At 68.0% G+C, this 16,727-nt stretch carries 12 protein-coding genes and 1 pseudogene; 5 read left to right on the forward strand and 8 right to left on the reverse strand.

The annotated features are described in order from the left end of the window. Window positions 1–365: 365 nt before the first annotated feature. Complete coding sequence (locus tag ACH5AF_RS04025; RefSeq protein ID WP_398899818.1) at window positions 366–944, forward strand: DUF6245 family protein; 579 nt, start codon at window positions 366–368, stop codon at window positions 942–944. An 87-nt stretch (window positions 945–1,031) separates the two neighbouring features. Here the strand turns inward: ACH5AF_RS04025 and ACH5AF_RS04030 are convergent, their stop codons facing one another. The 6 genes and pseudogenes from ACH5AF_RS04030 to ACH5AF_RS04055 all read right to left on the reverse strand — a co-directional run bounded on the left by ACH5AF_RS04030 (window position 1,032) and on the right by ACH5AF_RS04055 (window position 10,236). Beyond that, entirely contained in the window at window positions 1,032–1,919 is an 888-nt protein-coding gene (locus tag ACH5AF_RS04030; protein WP_398899819.1) for a recombinase family protein, read from the reverse strand. A gap of 254 nt (window positions 1,920–2,173) precedes the next feature. Continuing rightward, window positions 2,174–3,394: a stealth family protein gene (locus tag ACH5AF_RS04035; RefSeq protein ID WP_398899820.1), complete on the reverse strand. Its 1,221-nt coding sequence runs from the start codon at window positions 3,392–3,394 to the stop codon at window positions 2,174–2,176. Between the two features lie 1,000 nt (window positions 3,395–4,394). After that, complete coding sequence (locus ACH5AF_RS04040; protein ID WP_398899821.1) at window positions 4,395–5,921, reverse strand: glycosyltransferase family 4 protein; 1,527 nt, start codon at window positions 5,919–5,921, stop codon at window positions 4,395–4,397. A gap of 251 nt (window positions 5,922–6,172) precedes the next feature. Then, window positions 6,173–6,934 carry a hypothetical protein gene (locus ACH5AF_RS04045; RefSeq protein WP_398899822.1) on the reverse strand — a complete coding sequence of 254 codons (762 nt, stop codon included), beginning with the start codon at window positions 6,932–6,934 and terminating at the stop codon, window positions 6,173–6,175. Beyond that, the gene (locus ACH5AF_RS04050; RefSeq protein ID WP_398899823.1) at window positions 6,931–7,578 is read right to left on the reverse strand and encodes an RNA polymerase sigma factor; all 648 of its coding nucleotides are present in this window, start codon (window positions 7,576–7,578) and stop codon (window positions 6,931–6,933) included. Before ACH5AF_RS04050 ends, ACH5AF_RS04045 begins: the two co-directional genes overlap by 4 nt. 322 nt (window positions 7,579–7,900) lie before the next feature. After that, window positions 7,901–10,236 (reverse strand): annotated as a pseudogene (locus tag ACH5AF_RS04055) (Tn3 family transposase). On the opposite strand from ACH5AF_RS04055, the gene ACH5AF_RS04060 reads away from it, so the two are divergent. The 4 genes from ACH5AF_RS04060 (at window position 10,187) to ACH5AF_RS04075 (ending at window position 13,577) form a co-directional block, all read left to right on the forward strand. Then, window positions 10,187–10,516 carry a hypothetical protein gene (locus ACH5AF_RS04060; RefSeq protein WP_398900468.1) on the forward strand — a complete coding sequence of 110 codons (330 nt, stop codon included), beginning with the start codon at window positions 10,187–10,189 and terminating at the stop codon, window positions 10,514–10,516. The pseudogene ACH5AF_RS04055 and the gene ACH5AF_RS04060 sit on opposite strands and share 50 nt — an antisense overlap. 501 nt (window positions 10,517–11,017) lie before the next feature. Next, on the forward strand, window positions 11,018–11,965 hold the full coding sequence (locus ACH5AF_RS04065) for an endonuclease/exonuclease/phosphatase family protein (protein WP_398899825.1): 948 nt from the start codon (window positions 11,018–11,020) through the stop codon (window positions 11,963–11,965). 33 nt (window positions 11,966–11,998) lie between these two features. Further along, the gene (locus ACH5AF_RS04070) at window positions 11,999–13,210 is read left to right on the forward strand and encodes a M4 family metallopeptidase (RefSeq protein ID WP_398899826.1); all 1,212 of its coding nucleotides are present in this window, start codon (window positions 11,999–12,001) and stop codon (window positions 13,208–13,210) included. A gap of 64 nt (window positions 13,211–13,274) precedes the next feature. Next, on the forward strand, window positions 13,275–13,577 hold the full coding sequence (locus tag ACH5AF_RS04075; RefSeq protein WP_398899827.1) for a protealysin inhibitor emfourin: 303 nt from the start codon (window positions 13,275–13,277) through the stop codon (window positions 13,575–13,577). Window positions 13,578–14,090: 513 nt separating this feature from the next. Here ACH5AF_RS04075 and ACH5AF_RS04080 read toward each other — a convergent pair. Beyond that, window positions 14,091–14,930: a class I SAM-dependent methyltransferase gene (locus ACH5AF_RS04080; protein WP_398899828.1), complete on the reverse strand. Its 840-nt coding sequence runs from the start codon at window positions 14,928–14,930 to the stop codon at window positions 14,091–14,093. Between the two features lie 112 nt (window positions 14,931–15,042). Further along, on the reverse strand, window positions 15,043–16,707 hold the full coding sequence (gene ptsP / locus ACH5AF_RS04085; protein WP_398900429.1) for a phosphoenolpyruvate--protein phosphotransferase: 1,665 nt from the start codon (window positions 16,705–16,707) through the stop codon (window positions 15,043–15,045). Between the last annotated feature and the right edge of the window lie 20 nt (window positions 16,708–16,727).

Here is a 16,727-nt window from a genome sequence, read left to right on the forward strand (position 1 = left end):
GGGGCGGGGGCAGGTGCGCTCCGACAGGGCCGGGCTCCTTCGGGGCAAGTTGGTCGGCTCCGGCCGCGCTTCTCCGCAACGCGGCAGGATGACAGGTTGACCAACTGGCGCAGAAGTCCGAGGCGTCCAGGCCATCGGCTCGGAAGGCGTCGGGGACCAGGCAGTGAGAACTTCCAGGGCCCGGGGGGCCAGCCTCGCCCAGGAGCCAGTGGGGGTTTGACCCAGATACGCGCCAAAGGGGCAATGGGATGATCTTGGTCGCTTGAGGGGTAGCCGGTGTACGCCGGAGACGTGCCGGACCCAGTGCGGGGAGGGTTGTCGGCTTTCGCCGGACGCGGGGTGAGTGGCGTGGATAGCCTGCGGGGATGAGTGAGCAGATGGGGCGGGGCGAAACGCCGGCCACGGTCGAGCAGGTCGCTGCGGCGATGGCCGCGCTGGGGCTGTACGGCGGGGAGAACACTGCCGAGGCGCACCCGGAGGAGGCCGCCCGGCTCGGCGGTCCGGACGCGTACCGGGTGCGGATGGTCAACGCGCTGCTCGGCGTGGTCCAGGCCGAGGCGGCGATGGCCGACGCGGTGAAGTTGGACGACGATGCTCGGCACGCGGCGTGGGAGGAACAGCTCAAGGCAGCTGGCGCCGGGCTGGACGACCCGGTGCGGCGGCTGGAATTCATCCGCTGGCTGGTACTGCGGGTCGGCACCCCACTGCGGGTGATGGCGCAGAACCGCGAGGTCGGGCCGATCCCGCTGGCCGCCGCGCACGCCGCGACCGGGTTGCACCTGCTGCTCGGCGTGATCGCCGCCAGCCGGGACGCCGTCGCCACCGGCGACGTGGACACGCTGGCCGCGCAGGCCGGACAGTTGGAGGCGGCCCGCGAGGCGCTCCAGAACGCGATGGACAACACCAACGTGCTGCTGAACATGCTCAAGTCCGTGGGCCTGTAGGTCCGTCGGGCTCTACGCTGAGCGGAGCCGTCCCGGTGGTCTCCCCCGTGCCACCGGGACGGCTTTCGTGCGTCCGGGGCGGCGGGCTCACTCTTCGGTGTCGTCGGCCGTGTCGGCTTCGGCGAGGAGGCGGTAGACGGTGGCGACCGAGGGGTGTTCGCCCTTGTTCTTGCCTGAGGGGACGACGAGCTTGCCGGCGATCTGCGGGACGGGGACGCCCTGGGCGCGCAGGGCACGGGCGTAGTCGGCCATGTTGTCGTCGACGACCTTGGGCCGCCCGCCGTGGCGTCCGCGCTCGCGGGCGGACGTCTGGCCTTCCAGGGACTTCTCGCGGATGTACTCGCGCTCGGACTCCGCCATGCCGGCGAAGAACGCGAACAGCGCGGCACCGTGCCCGGACGGGTCGTAGACCCCCTGGAGAGGGCCGGTGAGGAGTTCGAGCTGGATGTCGTGGTGGCGCAGATCCTCGGCGATGGCCAGCAGCTCGGCGGCACCGCGTCCCAGCCGCTTCATCTCGTGCACCGTGAAGATCACCCGCTGGTGCGGGACGGCCGTTTTGATGGGGCGGGCGAACTCCATCGCCTTGACGAACTCGGGCCGCACCTTGATCCGGGTGCTGATCTCCTCGGAGAGGACCGGGTCGCACCCGGCTTCTTCCAGGGCGTCGAGCTGACTCTGGAGCTCCTGCTGGGCGGTGCTGCAACGGGCATACCCCACTCTCGTGGGCTTCGTCGCAGCCTCCGGCGCCACGGCGTCGATGGCCGGGCCCATCTCCCACGCGTGGCCGGGGCCACGGTCGGCGGGGGTCTTCACCTCCAGCTCGGCGCGGAGCTGGGGGACGAGCATGAAGCGCGGGGTGTGGTACTTCGGGGCGACCTTGCCGCCGCGGGTGCGGCAGGTGCTTCCGGCGGGCACTTCACAGGTGGGACAGTCGAACTGTTCGACGGCGGCGGCCGGTTCGGCGAGCTTGGGCATGTCGCAGAACCTACCGCGAGAGGCATTGCGCGAAAGCTGTTTTGCGAGAGGTTACGAGAACGAAGATTATGGACAAACCGGACACGCCCCGGTGAGGGCCTCCGGTCTCTCAGAACTACTCATTTCTGCGAGGCAGGGGAGGCGCTGCTGCCTGCCGTCCTCGGAGTTCAGGTGGCCTGGGCGAGATACTCGGTCGTCGCCCGACAGACCCGAAGACGCCGCAGTCTGCGGGAGCGTGGTCATACGGCGCTGCCTCATGAGGCTCCTGCTGCTCGTGGGGAGGTCTTCTCATGGGGGCTGGGGATGGGGAAGTAGCTCTCCAGGAAGGGGTGCAGCAGTTCTTGCTGGCCGTCGGTGTCGTGTTCGGTGGAGATGGTGTCGTTGATGCAGAAGGCGTGGCGGTTGCGGCGGGTGAGGAGTTGGTCGAGGCGGGTGGGGGTGTTGGGGTGGGAGAGGTCGAGGTAGGCGTAGCGAAGGGTGCTGGGGACGGCACGGGCGCTTTGGTAAGCGTAGTAGTGGTGCATGTTGGAGGCGATGGACAGGTCGTTGAGACTGCGGAAGCGGTTGCTGGCGGTGGTGTGGTGGTGCTGGGGGAAGGTCTCTTCGATCTCCGCGAGGATGCTGCGGCGCAGCGGGTGGGGTGTGTGTTTCATCTTCTGGGTGATCGTGGTGCCGAAGTGAGGCTGGAGCAGGGCCCGGTTGTTCTTGCCGGCCACCGATACGGGCACGTCGTCCGGATGAGGTTGCCCGAGCGGGATGAGCGCCGGCGAAGGAAAGAATTTGGTGAGTCCGTTGGCGTGGAAGAAGTCCTGGGGAATGGTAGGACGCCCGAGAAACACATCGTCGTTGAAGTACAGGAAGTGTTCGGCCAGGCCGTCGATGTGATGGAGCTGGCTCTCGATCGCGTGGGAGTTGAAGGTGGGCAGCACACTGGGGTCGGTGAAGATGTCCTTGTGGCTGACCATCTTCAGGCCCGGGATGGATGTGTCGAGCCAGTGCGGCGTCTGGTCGTCGGTGACGAGATAGATGGTGCGGATCCAGGGCGCGTTCTGGTGCAGGGAGCGCAGGGAGTAGCGCAGCTCGTCCCGGCTGATGTAGCGGGCAGCGTTCGCCGCTTCTTCGTGGTACGCCTCGCCGGTGGCCTCGGCGCGGCGGCGGAGCCAGGCCGGGTCCTGCCCGTCGACCCAGGTGTAGACGGCATCGATAGGGAAACGTATGTCGTCCGGCAGGGGAGCAGTGAACTCCCGGCGGGTGCGCACCTGAGCCAGTGCGCGGCCCGCGACCGGCGAGGCAAGGCGGGTGAAGGACGCGTCGGAAGCCTGTACGGGTGTGTCGTGCCGCAGGATCTGTTCGGTGATCCGGTTCGGACGTGGCGCGACCAGGCGGTCGTCCTCGGCGGTCCAGAATTCGATGTCGCAACCGTGCTCGGGTCCCAGCACCAGCCGCATCTGCGGATCGCCGGAGTACCACGTCATGCGGATCACCTCAGCGCGGGCCACTGCGCGCCAGGCGGCCGGCAGACAACCGAGTTCGCTCGAGCGGGGCACCCCACGCTGATCATCCATCAATGAGACGTAGCCGGGCAGACCCTCGCACAGCTCCGCCAGCGCCCTGAGCACCTGAGGGCGGTCGTCAGCCGCCACCCCCACCACCGCCGCCCCGTCCCGGCTGCCGCGTACACAGAAGTAGTCGATATCTGCGCCGTCCAGCGCGGAACAGACCGCGGCCAGATTGTCCCCCCGCGCCTGCAGTGGCGAGAGGTCGGGCGTGACCAGTACCGCCTTCGGTACCCCCCCGCACTAGGTGCAGTGCCCGGCCCGGCCCGGTGAACACGTCCGGAAAGCGGTGCAGCTCCCACGCCGCCCGCATTCGCGCCGTAGTGGATTGGGCGGAGGCACAGCAGCCAGCCGCGTCTTCGCCCGCCTGCGGACTTGAGGGGATATCCGTCCCGCGATCACCCGGCGTGCACTCACCGGCAGCCCGCGTCGATAGACGCTCACCCACCACGACGCCTCAGGATTCCGGCGTGCCGACTGCACGTCGTCAGCGGATTCAGCACTTCGTGCCGGAAGTATGTCCTGCTCCATCAACAGACCTCTCAACCATCATTTACAACAGCTAACCCGGCGGGGGAGCATCCCGCTGTCCCTGCCGGTGACCGCGGTGAGCGGAGCTAGACCGCCGAGGGGTCGGCAGATCACCGTTCTTCGTCTTCCTCGCCGCACCGGAAGCAGGTGACCTTGCCGTCGCCGGACGACTCGGCGTATCCAGTCCGGCCGCAGTTTTCGCAGTGCCGCTGGCGAAGCCATGGCGCTTCCTCCATCACGCGGCCCGGCCGGGCTGAAGTTTGATTCCGCTGCCGCCCGATCAGGCCGACCAGACGCACAAGTGCACCTGGCATGTTTCGAAGTGAAGACACAAGAGCTCCTATCGGCTACGCGTCAATTCTGGAATCCCATTCGTTGCTCGAGGCGCCTAGGGGGAGGTCCGGTCACCACGTATGTGTGCGGCGCTGTGTTTGGCGCGGCGGGCTGTTTTGAACAGGGATTCCGCTGCCGTGTAGGAGACGGCGGTGCGCGCAGCCCGAAGGCGGTATCGCGCAGTCGTGATATGGCTGGGTAGGGCTTCCCGAACCTGTACAAGATCGCCGAACAGGGTTTCGTGGCGGGCGGCGATGGCGCCGGGGTCGAAGCGGCCGGCCCCTTCCCAGGCGAAGCGGGCCATCTGTTTCCGTGTCTGGTCATTGTTGATCAGGCGCAGCAGCGCGTCGGCGAGTGCTTCGGTGTCGCCGACCGGTACCAGCAATCCGTCCTGGCCGTGGCGGATGATTTCTCGCGGGCCGAGTGGGCAGTCTGTGCTGACGACCGGCAGGCCACATCGCATGGCCTCCACGATGGTCATGCCGAAGGACTCGTTGCTGGAGCTGACGGCAGCGATGGCGCCTTTGGCCCACTCGTTCTCCATCGACGCGTGCATTCCCATGAGATGAACATTCTCGTTCAGGGAGTGGTAGTCGATGCGGGCCTGGACGGTGTCTCGGCACGGGCCTTGGCCGTAGATCCGCAACTGCCAGTCCGGGCGCTCGGCAGCCACCTTGGCAAAGGCATCGACGAGCAGGTCGAATCGCTTGCCGGGGGCGAGTCGGCCGGCAGCCACCACGACACGGGACGTGCCGTCCGACGGCGCCACCTGAGGTTGGGGAACACTGTTGGGAATGGCCGCCACCCGCATCGACGGCATCTGAGAGCGGTACGCCGCAGCGTCCGCTTCCGTAACGGTTACCACCGCATCCAGGAGCGGATAGCAGGAACGCAGCTGGGCGCGCAGCGCTGGCCGGTGGCCGTCGAGGGTGAGGTGTTCCTGACCTATCCGGATCGCGTTGCGGGGACCGTGGCGGGCCAGCATCACATTCAGTCCTGGCCGGGTTCCGATCACCACGTCGGCATCCACGCTGGCGAGCCAGGCGGTGATGCGTTCATCGGTGAGCCGGCTGTACTGGGGGTAACGTCCCTCGCTGGCCGGGAACATCCGGGAAGGTCTGCTTGCCAGCGGATGGTCGGTCTCGTGACCGGGCCGCGTGTCCACCAGTGGAGTCAGCCGCACCCGGGAATCCACGGCGAACCGCGGGCGCGCACGGTGCCGGAACACCGAGGCGATCTCCACCTCATGCCGTCCGGCCAGCTCCCCAGCAAGGTTGACGACGGTGCGGATGGTGCCACCGATTCCGTACACGTTGTGGATAAGAAAAGCGATCTTCACAGAGCAATCCGGGTTTTCAGTCGGAGACGAGCCGAGGCGATGCCGTACTCCGCGCGCACCAGGACCACAACGTCCGGGAGCCGAAGGGGCTACCTGACGCAATCGCCCTTTAAAAGCGGGACGTGGCGTGTGGCCCCCGTTCCGCGAAGTGTGCTGCTCAGCCAGCGTCGCGGCGAGGTTGAGCGTCGTGCGGATTGTGCCGCCGATCCCGTAGGCGTTGTGGAGCAGGAAGGAGATATGCATGCGCTGGCTGGCTTCTGGCTAATAGGTAGGCAGTGGAGGAGATCCTGAGAAGTCCTGCAATCGGCAGGCCCCTGAGTACCGGAGTTACGAATGTCCGAGAAAGCGCGCTCGGTCGACCGAGCAGCCGGTACTCAGGGAAAACGAGAGGACGCACGCGACTCAGGGACCATCCTTGGCACCGCGTCCCGTCGCGTGTGCCCGGCTCCGCCGCCGTGTCCTGTGAGCGCCCTGTCCGGCACCGCGTGACAGGGTCAGTTGCGGGGTTCGGGAACGATCTCTCCCTCGAAGGTCGCCGTGGCCGGGAGCTCCTCGTCGGACACAAATCCGTGTCGGCAGTCGGGTGCCTTGCCCTTGCGCAGGCCGAACGCGAAAGCGTCGGCATAGGCGGTGCCCTTGGCCGGACGGGGGAAGAGGATCTCCAGGTGGGTGCCTGCCGGTATCTGGCGGGGGTGGATGGAGGCGGTGATGGCGCCGTTGCGGTGCTGGAAGCCGATGGCCTTCAGAGTGGTGTAGCCGAGTTCGGGATCCTCGCCCTTGTCCATCGGGCAGGTGGGGTCGTCCTGGTAGACGCGGGCCGGCACCCCCATGCGCTCCAGATCGCGCTGGAGCTGGGCGAGGTCAGGCTGTGCGCCGGCTTCGCGAATGGTCACCGTGACGGTTCCGCGCCGTTCGCGGTTCAGGGTGTAGGCCACGGTGGAGATCCGCTGGGGGAGGTTACTCGCGGTGGCACGGTCGGTGGCGATGACCGGGGATGTCGAGTGCGGGGTGGTCTGGTCGAGGGCAAGCACGGTTCCGGCCAGGCAAGCGGCCAGGGCTACGGGGGCTGCCAGGCGCACGGCCAGGCGGCGGCGCGGGCGGGCGGGGCGGGGGTCCTCGGTGACGTTGTTCATCAGGAAGTCCTCAAGCAGGCGTTGGCGGTCTTCCGAGAGAACCGGATCGCCGGGTGCCGGCAGCAGCCGGGCCAGCTCCGTGTGATCCAGCGGTTCCTGCCGCCGCCACGGATTGAAGATCATCGGTTCCTCTCCTCATTCGACCGGGCCGCTTTGGTGCGGTCACCCCGTACTTGTCCGCCGCCTGCTACCGGTTCCGTCTTTTCTCGCTCGGCCCGCCTCTTCTTCAGTTCCTGCTCGGCGAGCTTGCGCAGTCTCGACCGTGCGCGGGCAAGCCGGGAACGGACCGTTCCCACCGGAACGCCCAGGGCCTGTGCCGCCTCTGGATAGCTGAGGCCGGACCACACGCACAGCGTGAACACTTCCCGCTCAGGCTGGCGCAGCTGCGCCAGCACTGCCTGTGCCGCGGCAAGCTGCTCAGCATCCGCTATCCGGCCGATCAGCTCGTCGGCAAAGTCCGGCACGGTCTCCCCTGTCGGCATGCGGGCCACCAGACGATCATGCCGCCGCGCAGCACGTACCGTGTTACGCAGCACATTCGTCGCAATGCCCATCAGCCAAGGCCGCGGCGTGTCTCCCTCGTCCCGCAGCTTGCCGCGAAGCCGCCACGCCTCCAGAAACGTCAGCGAGACGACGTCCTGGGCCACCGCCCAGTCACCGCTCACCCGCACTGCATGGCGATACACCATCTGAGCATGGTCTTGGAACATCTCCCTGAACGCCTCAGGGTCTCCGGCCCGGATCCGGGCGTGCAAAGAAAAATCCACACCCTGTCTTGTCCGCCAACCCCCGGGCGTCCCAGTGATCCCCACCACACGCCTCCCGACGGAACCACCGCAGGTCATCATCCCAGCCGCCGTCCACGGCCCCTGCCTCAGATTGAGGCTGGCGCTACTGTCGCCACTTGGCCCTCGTTATACGAGAGCAAACCCTTCACGATGACCCATGTGTGCTGGGCGTCACATTTTCGATGCACCCCGTCCGGGTCAGGCAGCCTGGCCGAAGCCGACAGCAGGCACGTCCGGCTCGCGCAGCACGGTAAAGTCCACGTCGAGCTTCGTCTCGTACGCCTCGGGCTGGAGGCCGAGCTCATGGGTGGAGTACTCGCCGAACCGGTTGATGTGCTCGGTCAGGTACGGCGAGATACGGGCCAGGTCCTCCGGCAGCGTTCTTCCGCGACCCGGAGCGCAGCCGCTTCAGCAGCGTCGCCGAGGAGATGGCGCCCTCCCGTACGGAGATGGCCACCCGCATCAGGTGCCGGAACTGGGACTCGATCAGGTCCCAGTCGATGACGTTCTTGCCTGGTTCCCCGAACAGCGCGTCGATGTGCACGTACTCGGTGGTCTTGCTGGGCCGGTAGAAGGTCAGGCCCTTCCAGTTCCTGATCCTGGGCATCAGGTCGAAGCCCAGCAGGTGCGCGAGCGCGAACACGGGCTGGGACTGGCCCTGCGTGTCGGCGTGCACGGTGGTCGGCTTCACCTCGGAGGTGTTCTTCAGCAGGCCCTCGATGATGTAGACCGCCTCCCACACCCGCACGGGATGAACTGCGTGAACAGCGCGATGTAGGTGTCGGAGATGTGGTGGTAGGCGATCCCGCCCTGCTTGCCGTACCGCACGGAGGTCTCGGCGAACAGGTTGTCGAGGTAGGTGTCCATGTGCGTGCCGTCCGCCGCCACCGCAGTCCCGTCGCCCCACGCCTGCGAGATGTCCAGACAGGCGTGCGGGTTGACCAGGTCGGCGATCGCCTCGTTCAGCAGCACGATCGAGAAGTGCCGGTTCGCCGTGTACGACAGCTCGTGGCCGGAGACGCCGGGGATGTGGCGGGCGGCCTCGTACGGGCCCATGTTCGTGCCCTTCACGAACGTCGTGATCACGTAGCGGCCGAACGGGTCCTGAAGCTTCGGCTCGTTGCCGGAGGCCGGGCCGAAGCGGCGCCACCACTCCACCCAGTACGCGGTCCTGGACAGAATCCCGATCAGCGTGCGCTCCGGCATCCTGGCCTTGATCTCCTGCTCCAGCCGCCTCGCCGAGGCCGTGAGCCCCTCCGAGCGGTGCGGCTTCAGCGACGGGATGCCCGTCTCCGGGTCGATGACCAGGCCCTCGTTGTCCGGGTATCCGGCGTCCGCCGCCGCGGCGGCGTCCCGGTGCTTGTCCTCCAGCTGCCGGCGGAAGAACTGCGCGTCGAACTCGGCGGTCTCGCCAGCCTCGCACAGCCCGACCTCCACCAGATAGTCGGCCAGCTTCTCCTGCACGACCTCCCACTCCAGCAGCTGCTGGGACCAGTCGGCGTACTCCTCCGAGCCGACCACGGCGATGTCGCCGCAGCGCAGTTCCTCGGCGAGGTAGGTGAAGACCATCGCCTCGAAGTGCTTGCGGACGTAACTCCCGGTGCGGGTCTTGTCGACCACCACCTTGCGCCAGTTCTGGGTGGCGAAGGAGATGTCCACCTCCCTGCCGTTCTCGTCGAAGGCGGTGATGTACTCGCCGCGCGCCGCCTGGTGCCGCTTCGCGTGCGCGAGCGCGTCCAGCACCCGCCCGTCCTCACTGGTGGCGGTGAACTCCAGCTTCTCGGCCAGGTCGAACATCACCGCCCTATCCCGGCCGATCTGCCCGTACAGCAGCGGCTCCCAGAGGTTGCCGTGGTGGGCGGAGACCTTCTCGATCTGCTCGTACTGCTTGGCGAACCCGCCGAATCCCTCCACCGTCCTGGCGACGGTGCCGAGCCCGCCGGCCTGCACCACCAGGGCCTTCAGCAGGGTGAGAAGGGCCGGGGAGACCTCCCCGCCCAGCCGACCGGCGATCTCGTGGGCCGACGCCGCCTCGTCCAGCCCGGCCAGGGCCGCCCGGGCCTCGGCGGTCATCTCCGCGGCCTTCGCGAGCGCCGTCTGGGCCGGGCCGTCGGCGTCGACGTCCTTGAGCACCACGCGATAGTTCCCGATCAGGGCCTCGACCAGCTCCTGCTGGCGCAGGCGGATCTCCTCCAGCTCCGCCTTGGCCTTCTTGATTTTCGTGGCGACGCGCTTGCAGAACATCGTCGCCAGGTCGTCGCGGACCTGCATCCGCGCTTTGTACAACAGACACGCGATCAGCGCGAGGCGTTTGACCGGCGCGTAGTCCCGTAGCGCCGGGGCGTCCCCCGGGTCCGCCTCCCCGGCGAAGTCGGTGATCTTCCGCGCGGCGACGTCGTCCATCCACACCGCACTATCGCCGAGGCCGTCCACCCACTCCATGCGCTTGGTCAGGTTCTTGAAGTGCGACCAGCTCGGCCCCTTGGCGGGCTTCTTCAGCCGGTTGAACAGCGTCGTGCCGTCGCTGTCGCGCTCCTCCAGCAGCCGCAGCAGCTCTGATCGCTGAAACGGACTCATGCGATCGTGGATGCCCGCGCAGATCGAGGCGTTCACCTCGGTACGGATCTTCGAGGCCATCTTGTCGAAGGTGGAGAACCCCGGCAGCTCCAGCCCGGCCTTTGCGGTGGATGATGCCGGGAACTTTGCGACTGCTGGAGAGGGCTGGTACCGCGTCCGTGTTCAGGCACGGGGACGAGATGAGGGCAATGCGCAGGAGGGCGACGACCTCGTCGAGGAGCACCTCTTGAGCGTGTGGCCGGCACCGCCGCAGCCCGACGTCGTCCACATCGCAGACGACACCTTCGCTCGCTCACACTATGACCCCACCCGTCCCCCGGCGCACGCCATCCAACCGTAAGCAGGTCATTGGCGTTTGCGGCAAGATCTTCCTAGCAGGAGGTCATCTTGGCGTGGCGGTCGGCCGGTCCGCGCAGCGGCGGCGTAGTGGGCGATCAGGACGACTCGGTGCCGGATCAGTGGGATGCTGGCGAACGGGTACCACCACCGGCGTACGGACGGGCGCAGGAGGCGGCGGCGCAGGGCCGTGGTGTCGCGGGGCAGGGCGAGGCGAGCGCTTCGTAGGTGGCGTTCCAGGCCTGCTGTGTCTGCACCAGGTCGTCGGGGAAGTCGGAAGTCCGTACCGGCATGAGCCAGGGCACACTGAGCTGTTCGGGCATGGCTCGCGCTGCGTTTGCCAGTCACCATGGTCGGCAGGAAACTGTTGGTGTCAGCGTGGCCCCTGCCGCTGGAAAACGGGGTTGGCAGGCGCCGGCGCCTCTGTCGCTGCTGCCACATCCGTGCACGCTTGCTTTTTCTCTGCGACGGCCACATATCCACCCCGATCTTCTCGGGAGGGCCCGTGACAACGCTGCGACTCGCCACGTTCAACGTCGAGAACCTCTTCGCGCGCTGGCGGTTCAAAGCCGGCATCGACCCATCGACCGCCAACTCACGAGGCTGGATAGTCGACCAGACCCGCTTCGAGGAACTGGGTGTGGACGACAAAGCCATCACGGGAGCAGCGGTACGGGAGATTCAGGCCGACGTGCTGTGCCTGCAAGAAGTGGAGAACGTCGATACCCTCAAGCATTTCCGTGCCCAGGCGCTGGGCGGACGCTCCCAGTACCCCTACGTCGCCGGAGTGGACGGCAACGATCCCCGGCTGATCGATGTCGCAGTGCTGTCGAAGTGGCCGATTACGCGTATCCGCTCGCACCAGCACTTTATGGATCCGGCGAACCCGACGGCAACACTGTTCTCCCGCGACTGCCTTGAGGTCGACATCGAGGTCGAGGTGAGCCAGGGGCAAAGGACGCCTGTCACGCTCTTCGTCAACCACTTCAAATCCATGCTCGGCGGACGCGCGCAGACCAGGGCAAAGCGAGAGCGGCAAGCCAAGACGGTGATGGACATCGTCACCGACCGCTTCGGGCGCGAGGCGCCGGGAGACCATCCGTTCGTGGTCCTGGGCGATCTGAACGACTATCTGGAGCCGGACGGCGACGGAAGTTCCGGCATCGATCAAGTCGTCAACTGGGACCAGGTCGACAACGTGGTGACCCGCCTGCCCGGAGATGACCAGTGGACGCACTACTGGAGCGGTGGCGACGAGTACCGGCAGTTGGACTACCTCCTGCTGTCAAACTCGCTGGCCCAGCAAGCCCCGCAAGTGCTGCCTGAGATCTTCCGCAAAGGGATACCGCTGCGCGCCACCAGATACAAAGGTCCCCGGTTCCCGGGCGTGGGGCAGGACAAACCCAAGGCATCAGACCACTGCCCCGTCATCTTCGACCTCGAAGTGCAGTAAGCGACGCCACTCCTCTTACCCAGGAGGTATCCCATGAGCAGGACGTGCCGCGTCAATTGCATCCTCCCCCCACACCTTCTGCACAAGCTCTTGGAGAGTGAAGACAGTGAGGTGCGCCGAGCCGCCCTGGACACCCTGCTGACCACTACTCGGTTGCGGGGTGAGCGAGCGGTTCGGGCGTCCTTCGCCGGCGACGCCGTCCCCGGCAACGGCCGGCGGACCATCTTCGACTGCCAACAGGGAAGATTCCTCCCCCTCGCTGCTCTCGCGCGGTCGGAGGATGGACCGGCGTCCGCGGACGAGTCCGTCAACCAAGCGTTCGACGGCCTCGGCATCACGCGCGATTTCTACCAGCAGGTGTTCCAGCGTAATTCGCTCGACGGCCGGGGGATGCGCGTGGACGGGTACGTCCACTTCGGTGTGAAGTACAACAACGCGTTCTGGGACGGACGGCAGATGGTCTTCGGTGACGGGGACGGAAGGTTGTTCACCGACTTCACCGGATCCCGCAGCGTGATCGCCCACGAGTTGGCACATGGAGTCACCGAGTTCACCGCGGGGCTCGCCTACCACCATCAGCCCGGGGCCCTGAACGAGTCAATGTCAGACGTCTTCGGGTCGTTGGTCGAGCAGTGGTCGCTGCGTCAGCCGGCCGAGACCGCGAACTGGCTGATCGGGGCCGAGATCTTCACCCCAGGGATCGGCGCCGATGCCCTGCGGTCGATGAAGGCCCCGGGGGAGGCATACGACAACGCCCTGTTCGGCAAGGACCCCCAGCCAGACCACATGAGCAAATTCGTCAACCTGCCAGACACCGAGGAAGGGGACTACGGCGGGGTGCACATCAACTCCGGCATCCCGAACAAAGCCTTCTACCTCACGGCGGTGCGCATCGGCGGATTCGCGTGGGAGGCTCCCGGACTCATCTGGTACGAGTCGCTCAAGGCCTCCAGCATCGAGACTCAGTTCCAGGATTTCGCGGACACCACCTACCAGAAGGCCGAGGAATTGTACGGGTCCGACAGCGCCCAACAGCTGGCCGTGCTGGCGGCGTGGCAGGAGGTGGGGATCCAGATCAGCGGGGTCCCGGCCGGGGTCGCCCGGGCGCGGAGCCTCGCCGCCCACCGCGACGGTGGCGTGGGCCGGGAGGACGGCATGGCAGCCGTGACCAAGCAGCTCGGGACACTGACCGCCCAGGTGACGGGGCTGACCAAGGAAGTGACCGCGCTGAAGGGGCACAGGTGACCACCGGCGGTTGATACGGGCGCGAGGAGGAGCGCCCTCGGATGGCGCCCGGAGGTTGTGCACCATGAAGGTGACTTTGGCGACGCACGGCGGGCAGGCGGCTGCGATCCACCTCCGCCTCCCGCCCAAGGTGCTGGACGCCGATGCCCTGCCCAAGAATGCTGCGGCGGAGCTGTCCCAGCTGGTGGCGGCTGCTGTCCCGGTGGCCGAGGAGGACCGGCCCGGCCGCGCCAGGGATGCGATGAGCTATACGATCACGGTGGAGGAAGGCGGCCGCTCGACCGTTCTCACCGGGTCGGACGCCACCATGTCCCCGGCGTTCGCGGCCTTGCTCAGTTGGCTGGAGAATCACTTCGCGCAGCAGTGACGCGCAATGTGGAACGGCGCGCTCGCCACCGTGTCGCGAATGGCGACCGAGCTGTGGTGCGATCGCCTCCGCAAGCCGGTCCTGGGTCGTGCCGCGGCCGCGCGGGCGGCCGGCACGCCCTCCGCGTCGTCGTCGCGTATGCCCAGGACGCCCGCCCCTCGATGGCCAAAGAAGGACGGGCCTGTCGCAGTCGTCGGTGTCACGTATCTGGCACGCGTTCGGCCTGCGAGGTCGAACGATGGTTCGCCGAGCTGACCGACGAGCAGATACGGCGAGGCGTCCACAGGTCCGGGCACGCCCTGGAGAAGGACATCCGCAACTGGATCTCCGCCTGGAACAGCGACCCGAGGCTCTACGCCTGGACCAGGACCGCAGGCGAGATCCTCGAACGCCTCGCCTGCACAGGGGTGCGGGAAGGCCCTTCTGCGCACCGGCGCAAACCTCATCACCGCCCTGGCTTCATCCAGCCGATGCCGCCGATCTTGGGCGCCGTGGTGTGCATGCCGGTCGACGTCACCACCGGTGTGACACTCCCAACTCGATCAGATAACGCTTGGTCACCCGTCCGCTGTACTTCCCGTCGATCAGGCCCGCGATGCACCCCAGCAGCCCGTTCCTGGCGGCTTCCGGAAGAGCTCGGTGGCCGGAGTAGGTCCGCAGCAGCTCCAGATAGTCCGACGTGGTGTACGTGAGATCCTGCTCGTAGCGGCGGAAGACCGGGGGGCCGAACCGGCCGCTCCGCGCGACCTCCTCAGCATGGTCCGAACCGTCGATGTCGGCAGCCGCGGGAGGCCGCAGCCCGGGCGGCGTGTCCGGGTCGAAACGCTCGTAGCAGCGCTGGACCTCGACGAAGAACTCCTCGGTACCGCCCATCACATGCTGGCTGCGCACCACTGCGAGCGCCCCGCCCGGGCGCAGCGCGTCGGCGGCCTTGGCCATCCGCACCGCCGGGTCGATCCAGTGGAACGCCGTCGCCGAGACGACCGCATCAAACGGCTCCTCCGGAAGCGGCCAGCCCTCGAATTCCGCCGTCACCACCTCCACCGCCGCAAACCCGGCCAGGTTGCGGCGCGCGACCGCAGCCATGCGCGATCCCGCCTCAACGGCCTTGATCCGGCAGCCCCGCCCGGCCAGAGACACCGTCGCCTGACCGGTCCCGCAACCAACCTCCAGTACGCGGCTGCCGGCGCAGGTACCCGCGAGTTCGGCGAGGTCGTCGTACAGCTCCGTCGGATATCCGGGCCTGGCCCGGTCGTACAGCTCAGCGTCCTCGTCGAAGATCCGGCTCAGGCGTGCCCGTCGGGACTCCTCGGGTCTGTCGTCGCGTTTCGCTTGCGTGGTGTTGTCGGGCATGCGGAGCAGGCTAGTGCGGTGCCGTCACCGGCAGCGGTCGACAGCCTCGCGCCAAGGCAACTGCATGGGACTGCCACGGCCCCCGCACAGTCCGGTCGCCGCGTCCATGGACTCACACCCTGCCATGAACCGCGGAGACCGAGGCCCGCACCGCCGCACAGGCGTCCTGCGCGTCCCTCGCCGCCAGGGCGATCGAGGCGAGGCGGCGGCACTCGTCGAGGGTGTGGGACGCCAGTGCTGCCCGGACGTCGGCCAGGCAACCGGGGGCGGCCGACAGGCTGGTGACGCCCAGTCCGACCAGGACCAGGGCCAGCAGCGGATCGGATGCCGCCTCCCCGCACACCCCGGTGGGACGGCCGTGTGCGGCGCCGGCCTCGGCAGTGCTGCGCACAAGGTCGAGCAGGGCTGGCTGCCACGGGTCGAGGAACTCGGCCAGACTGCCGAGCATGCGGTCGGCGGCGAACGCGTACTGGGCCAGGTCGTTGGTGCCGACGCTGAAGAAGTCGCAGCTCTGCGCAAGTGTTCCGGCGCGCAGGGCTGCCGCGGGCACCTCCACCATGGCTCCGGCCGTGCGCAGTCCATGCGACCTGGCCAGCTCGGTGAACTCCGCCGCTTCGGCCGGCAGGGACACCATGGGCGCCATCACCCACACCTCCGCCGTGCTGTCCTCGGCCGCCGCGGCGATGGCGGCCAGTTGCTCCGCAAGCAGCTGCGGATCGCGGCGCGCTGTGCGCAGTCCACGGACGCCCAGCGCCGGGTTGGGCTCGTCGGGCGCGGTGACGAACGGCAGCGGCTTGTCGGCTCCGGCATCCAGAGTGCGTACGACGACCCGACGTCCGGCGAACGCCTCGAAGACCTTGCGATAGGCGACGGTCTGTTCCTCGTGGGTGGGGGCCTGGGCGCGGTCGAGGTAGAGGAACTCCGTACGGAAGAGTCCCACGCCCTCGCTGTCGGCCTCAGCGGCCGACGGAAGTTCGGCCAAGGCGCCCAGGTTCACCAGCAGCTTCACCGCGTGACCGTCCGCCATGCGGCCCGGTCCGCTGACAAGTGCCGCGTTGCGCCGCCGGTGTTCCTCTCGTGCGGTCGCTTCGGTGACAGCGTCCGGCTCAGGGTCGGCCACGACCGTCCCGGCAGCGCCGTCCACCAGCACCAGCCGTCCGTCCGTGAGCGCGGCGGCGTCTGTGCAGCCGACGACTGCGGGCAGCCCGAGGATCTTCGCCAGGATGGCTGTGTGGCTGGTCGGCCCGCCCTGCTCGGTGACGAGGGCGAGAACCTGCGTCGGGTCGAGGAGGGCGGTATCGGCGGGCGCGAGGTCGTCGGCGACCAGGACATGGGGACGGCCGGGGGCAGGCAGGCCCGGCATGGGCAGCCCCAGGACGCGTGCCACGGCACGGTTGCGCAGGTCCTCGAGATCGGCGGCGCGTTCGGCGAAGTAGCCGCCGGCCGCCAGCAGCGAAGCGCGGAACCCTTCGAACGCGGCGTCCAGCGCATGCGCCGCGTCGCTGCCCTCGTGAACGAGCGACTCCGCCCGGTCGGCGAGGGACGGATCGGCGGCCATCATCGCCTGCGCGGACAGGACATCGGCCGCCTCACCGGCCACGGCCGCGGCGCGCCGCTCCAGGTCGGCCGCTACGTCGGCCAGGGCGTCGCGTGCCGCGGCGGCTTCTGCGGGGGCGTCGACCGCCTCGACCCTGCGTGCTGCGGGCAGCACGGGTGGGGGTGCCATGCGGGCGACCGGGCCGCAGGCGCTGCCGCCGCCGACCCTGATGCCGCGCATCAGCACGGGCGGCACGCCGG

This window comes from Streptomyces sp. NPDC018833 (assembly GCF_044390825.1).
GTDB lineage: Bacteria > Actinomycetota > Actinomycetes > Streptomycetales > Streptomycetaceae > Streptomyces.

Excerpts from the sequence above, each read along its gene's own strand:
- ACH5AF_RS04025 (WP_398899818.1), top strand. The coding sequence starts at position 366 with ATGAGTGAGCAGATGGGGCGGGGCGAAACGCCGGCCACGGTCGAGCAG.
- ACH5AF_RS04030 (WP_398899819.1), bottom strand. The coding sequence starts at position 1,919 with ATGCCCAAGCTCGCCGAACCGGCCGCCGCCGTCGAACAGTTCGACTGT.
- ACH5AF_RS04035 (WP_398899820.1), bottom strand. The coding sequence starts at position 3,394 with ATGACGTGGTACTCCGGCGATCCGCAGATGCGGCTGGTGCTGGGACCC.
- ACH5AF_RS04040 (WP_398899821.1), bottom strand. The coding sequence starts at position 5,921 with ATGCATATCTCCTTCCTGCTCCACAACGCCTACGGGATCGGCGGCACA.
- ACH5AF_RS04045 (WP_398899822.1), bottom strand. The coding sequence starts at position 6,934 with ATGATCTTCAATCCGTGGCGGCGGCAGGAACCGCTGGATCACACGGAG.
- ACH5AF_RS04060 (WP_398900468.1), top strand. The coding sequence starts at position 10,187 with ATGCCCGCGCAGATCGAGGCGTTCACCTCGGTACGGATCTTCGAGGCC.
- ACH5AF_RS04070 (WP_398899826.1), top strand. The coding sequence starts at position 11,999 with ATGAGCAGGACGTGCCGCGTCAATTGCATCCTCCCCCCACACCTTCTG.
- ACH5AF_RS04075 (WP_398899827.1), top strand. The coding sequence starts at position 13,275 with ATGAAGGTGACTTTGGCGACGCACGGCGGGCAGGCGGCTGCGATCCAC.
- ACH5AF_RS04080 (WP_398899828.1), bottom strand. The coding sequence starts at position 14,930 with ATGCCCGACAACACCACGCAAGCGAAACGCGACGACAGACCCGAGGAG.
- ptsP (WP_398900429.1), bottom strand. The coding sequence starts at position 16,707 with ATGCGCGGCATCAGGGTCGGCGGCGGCAGCGCCTGCGGCCCGGTCGCC.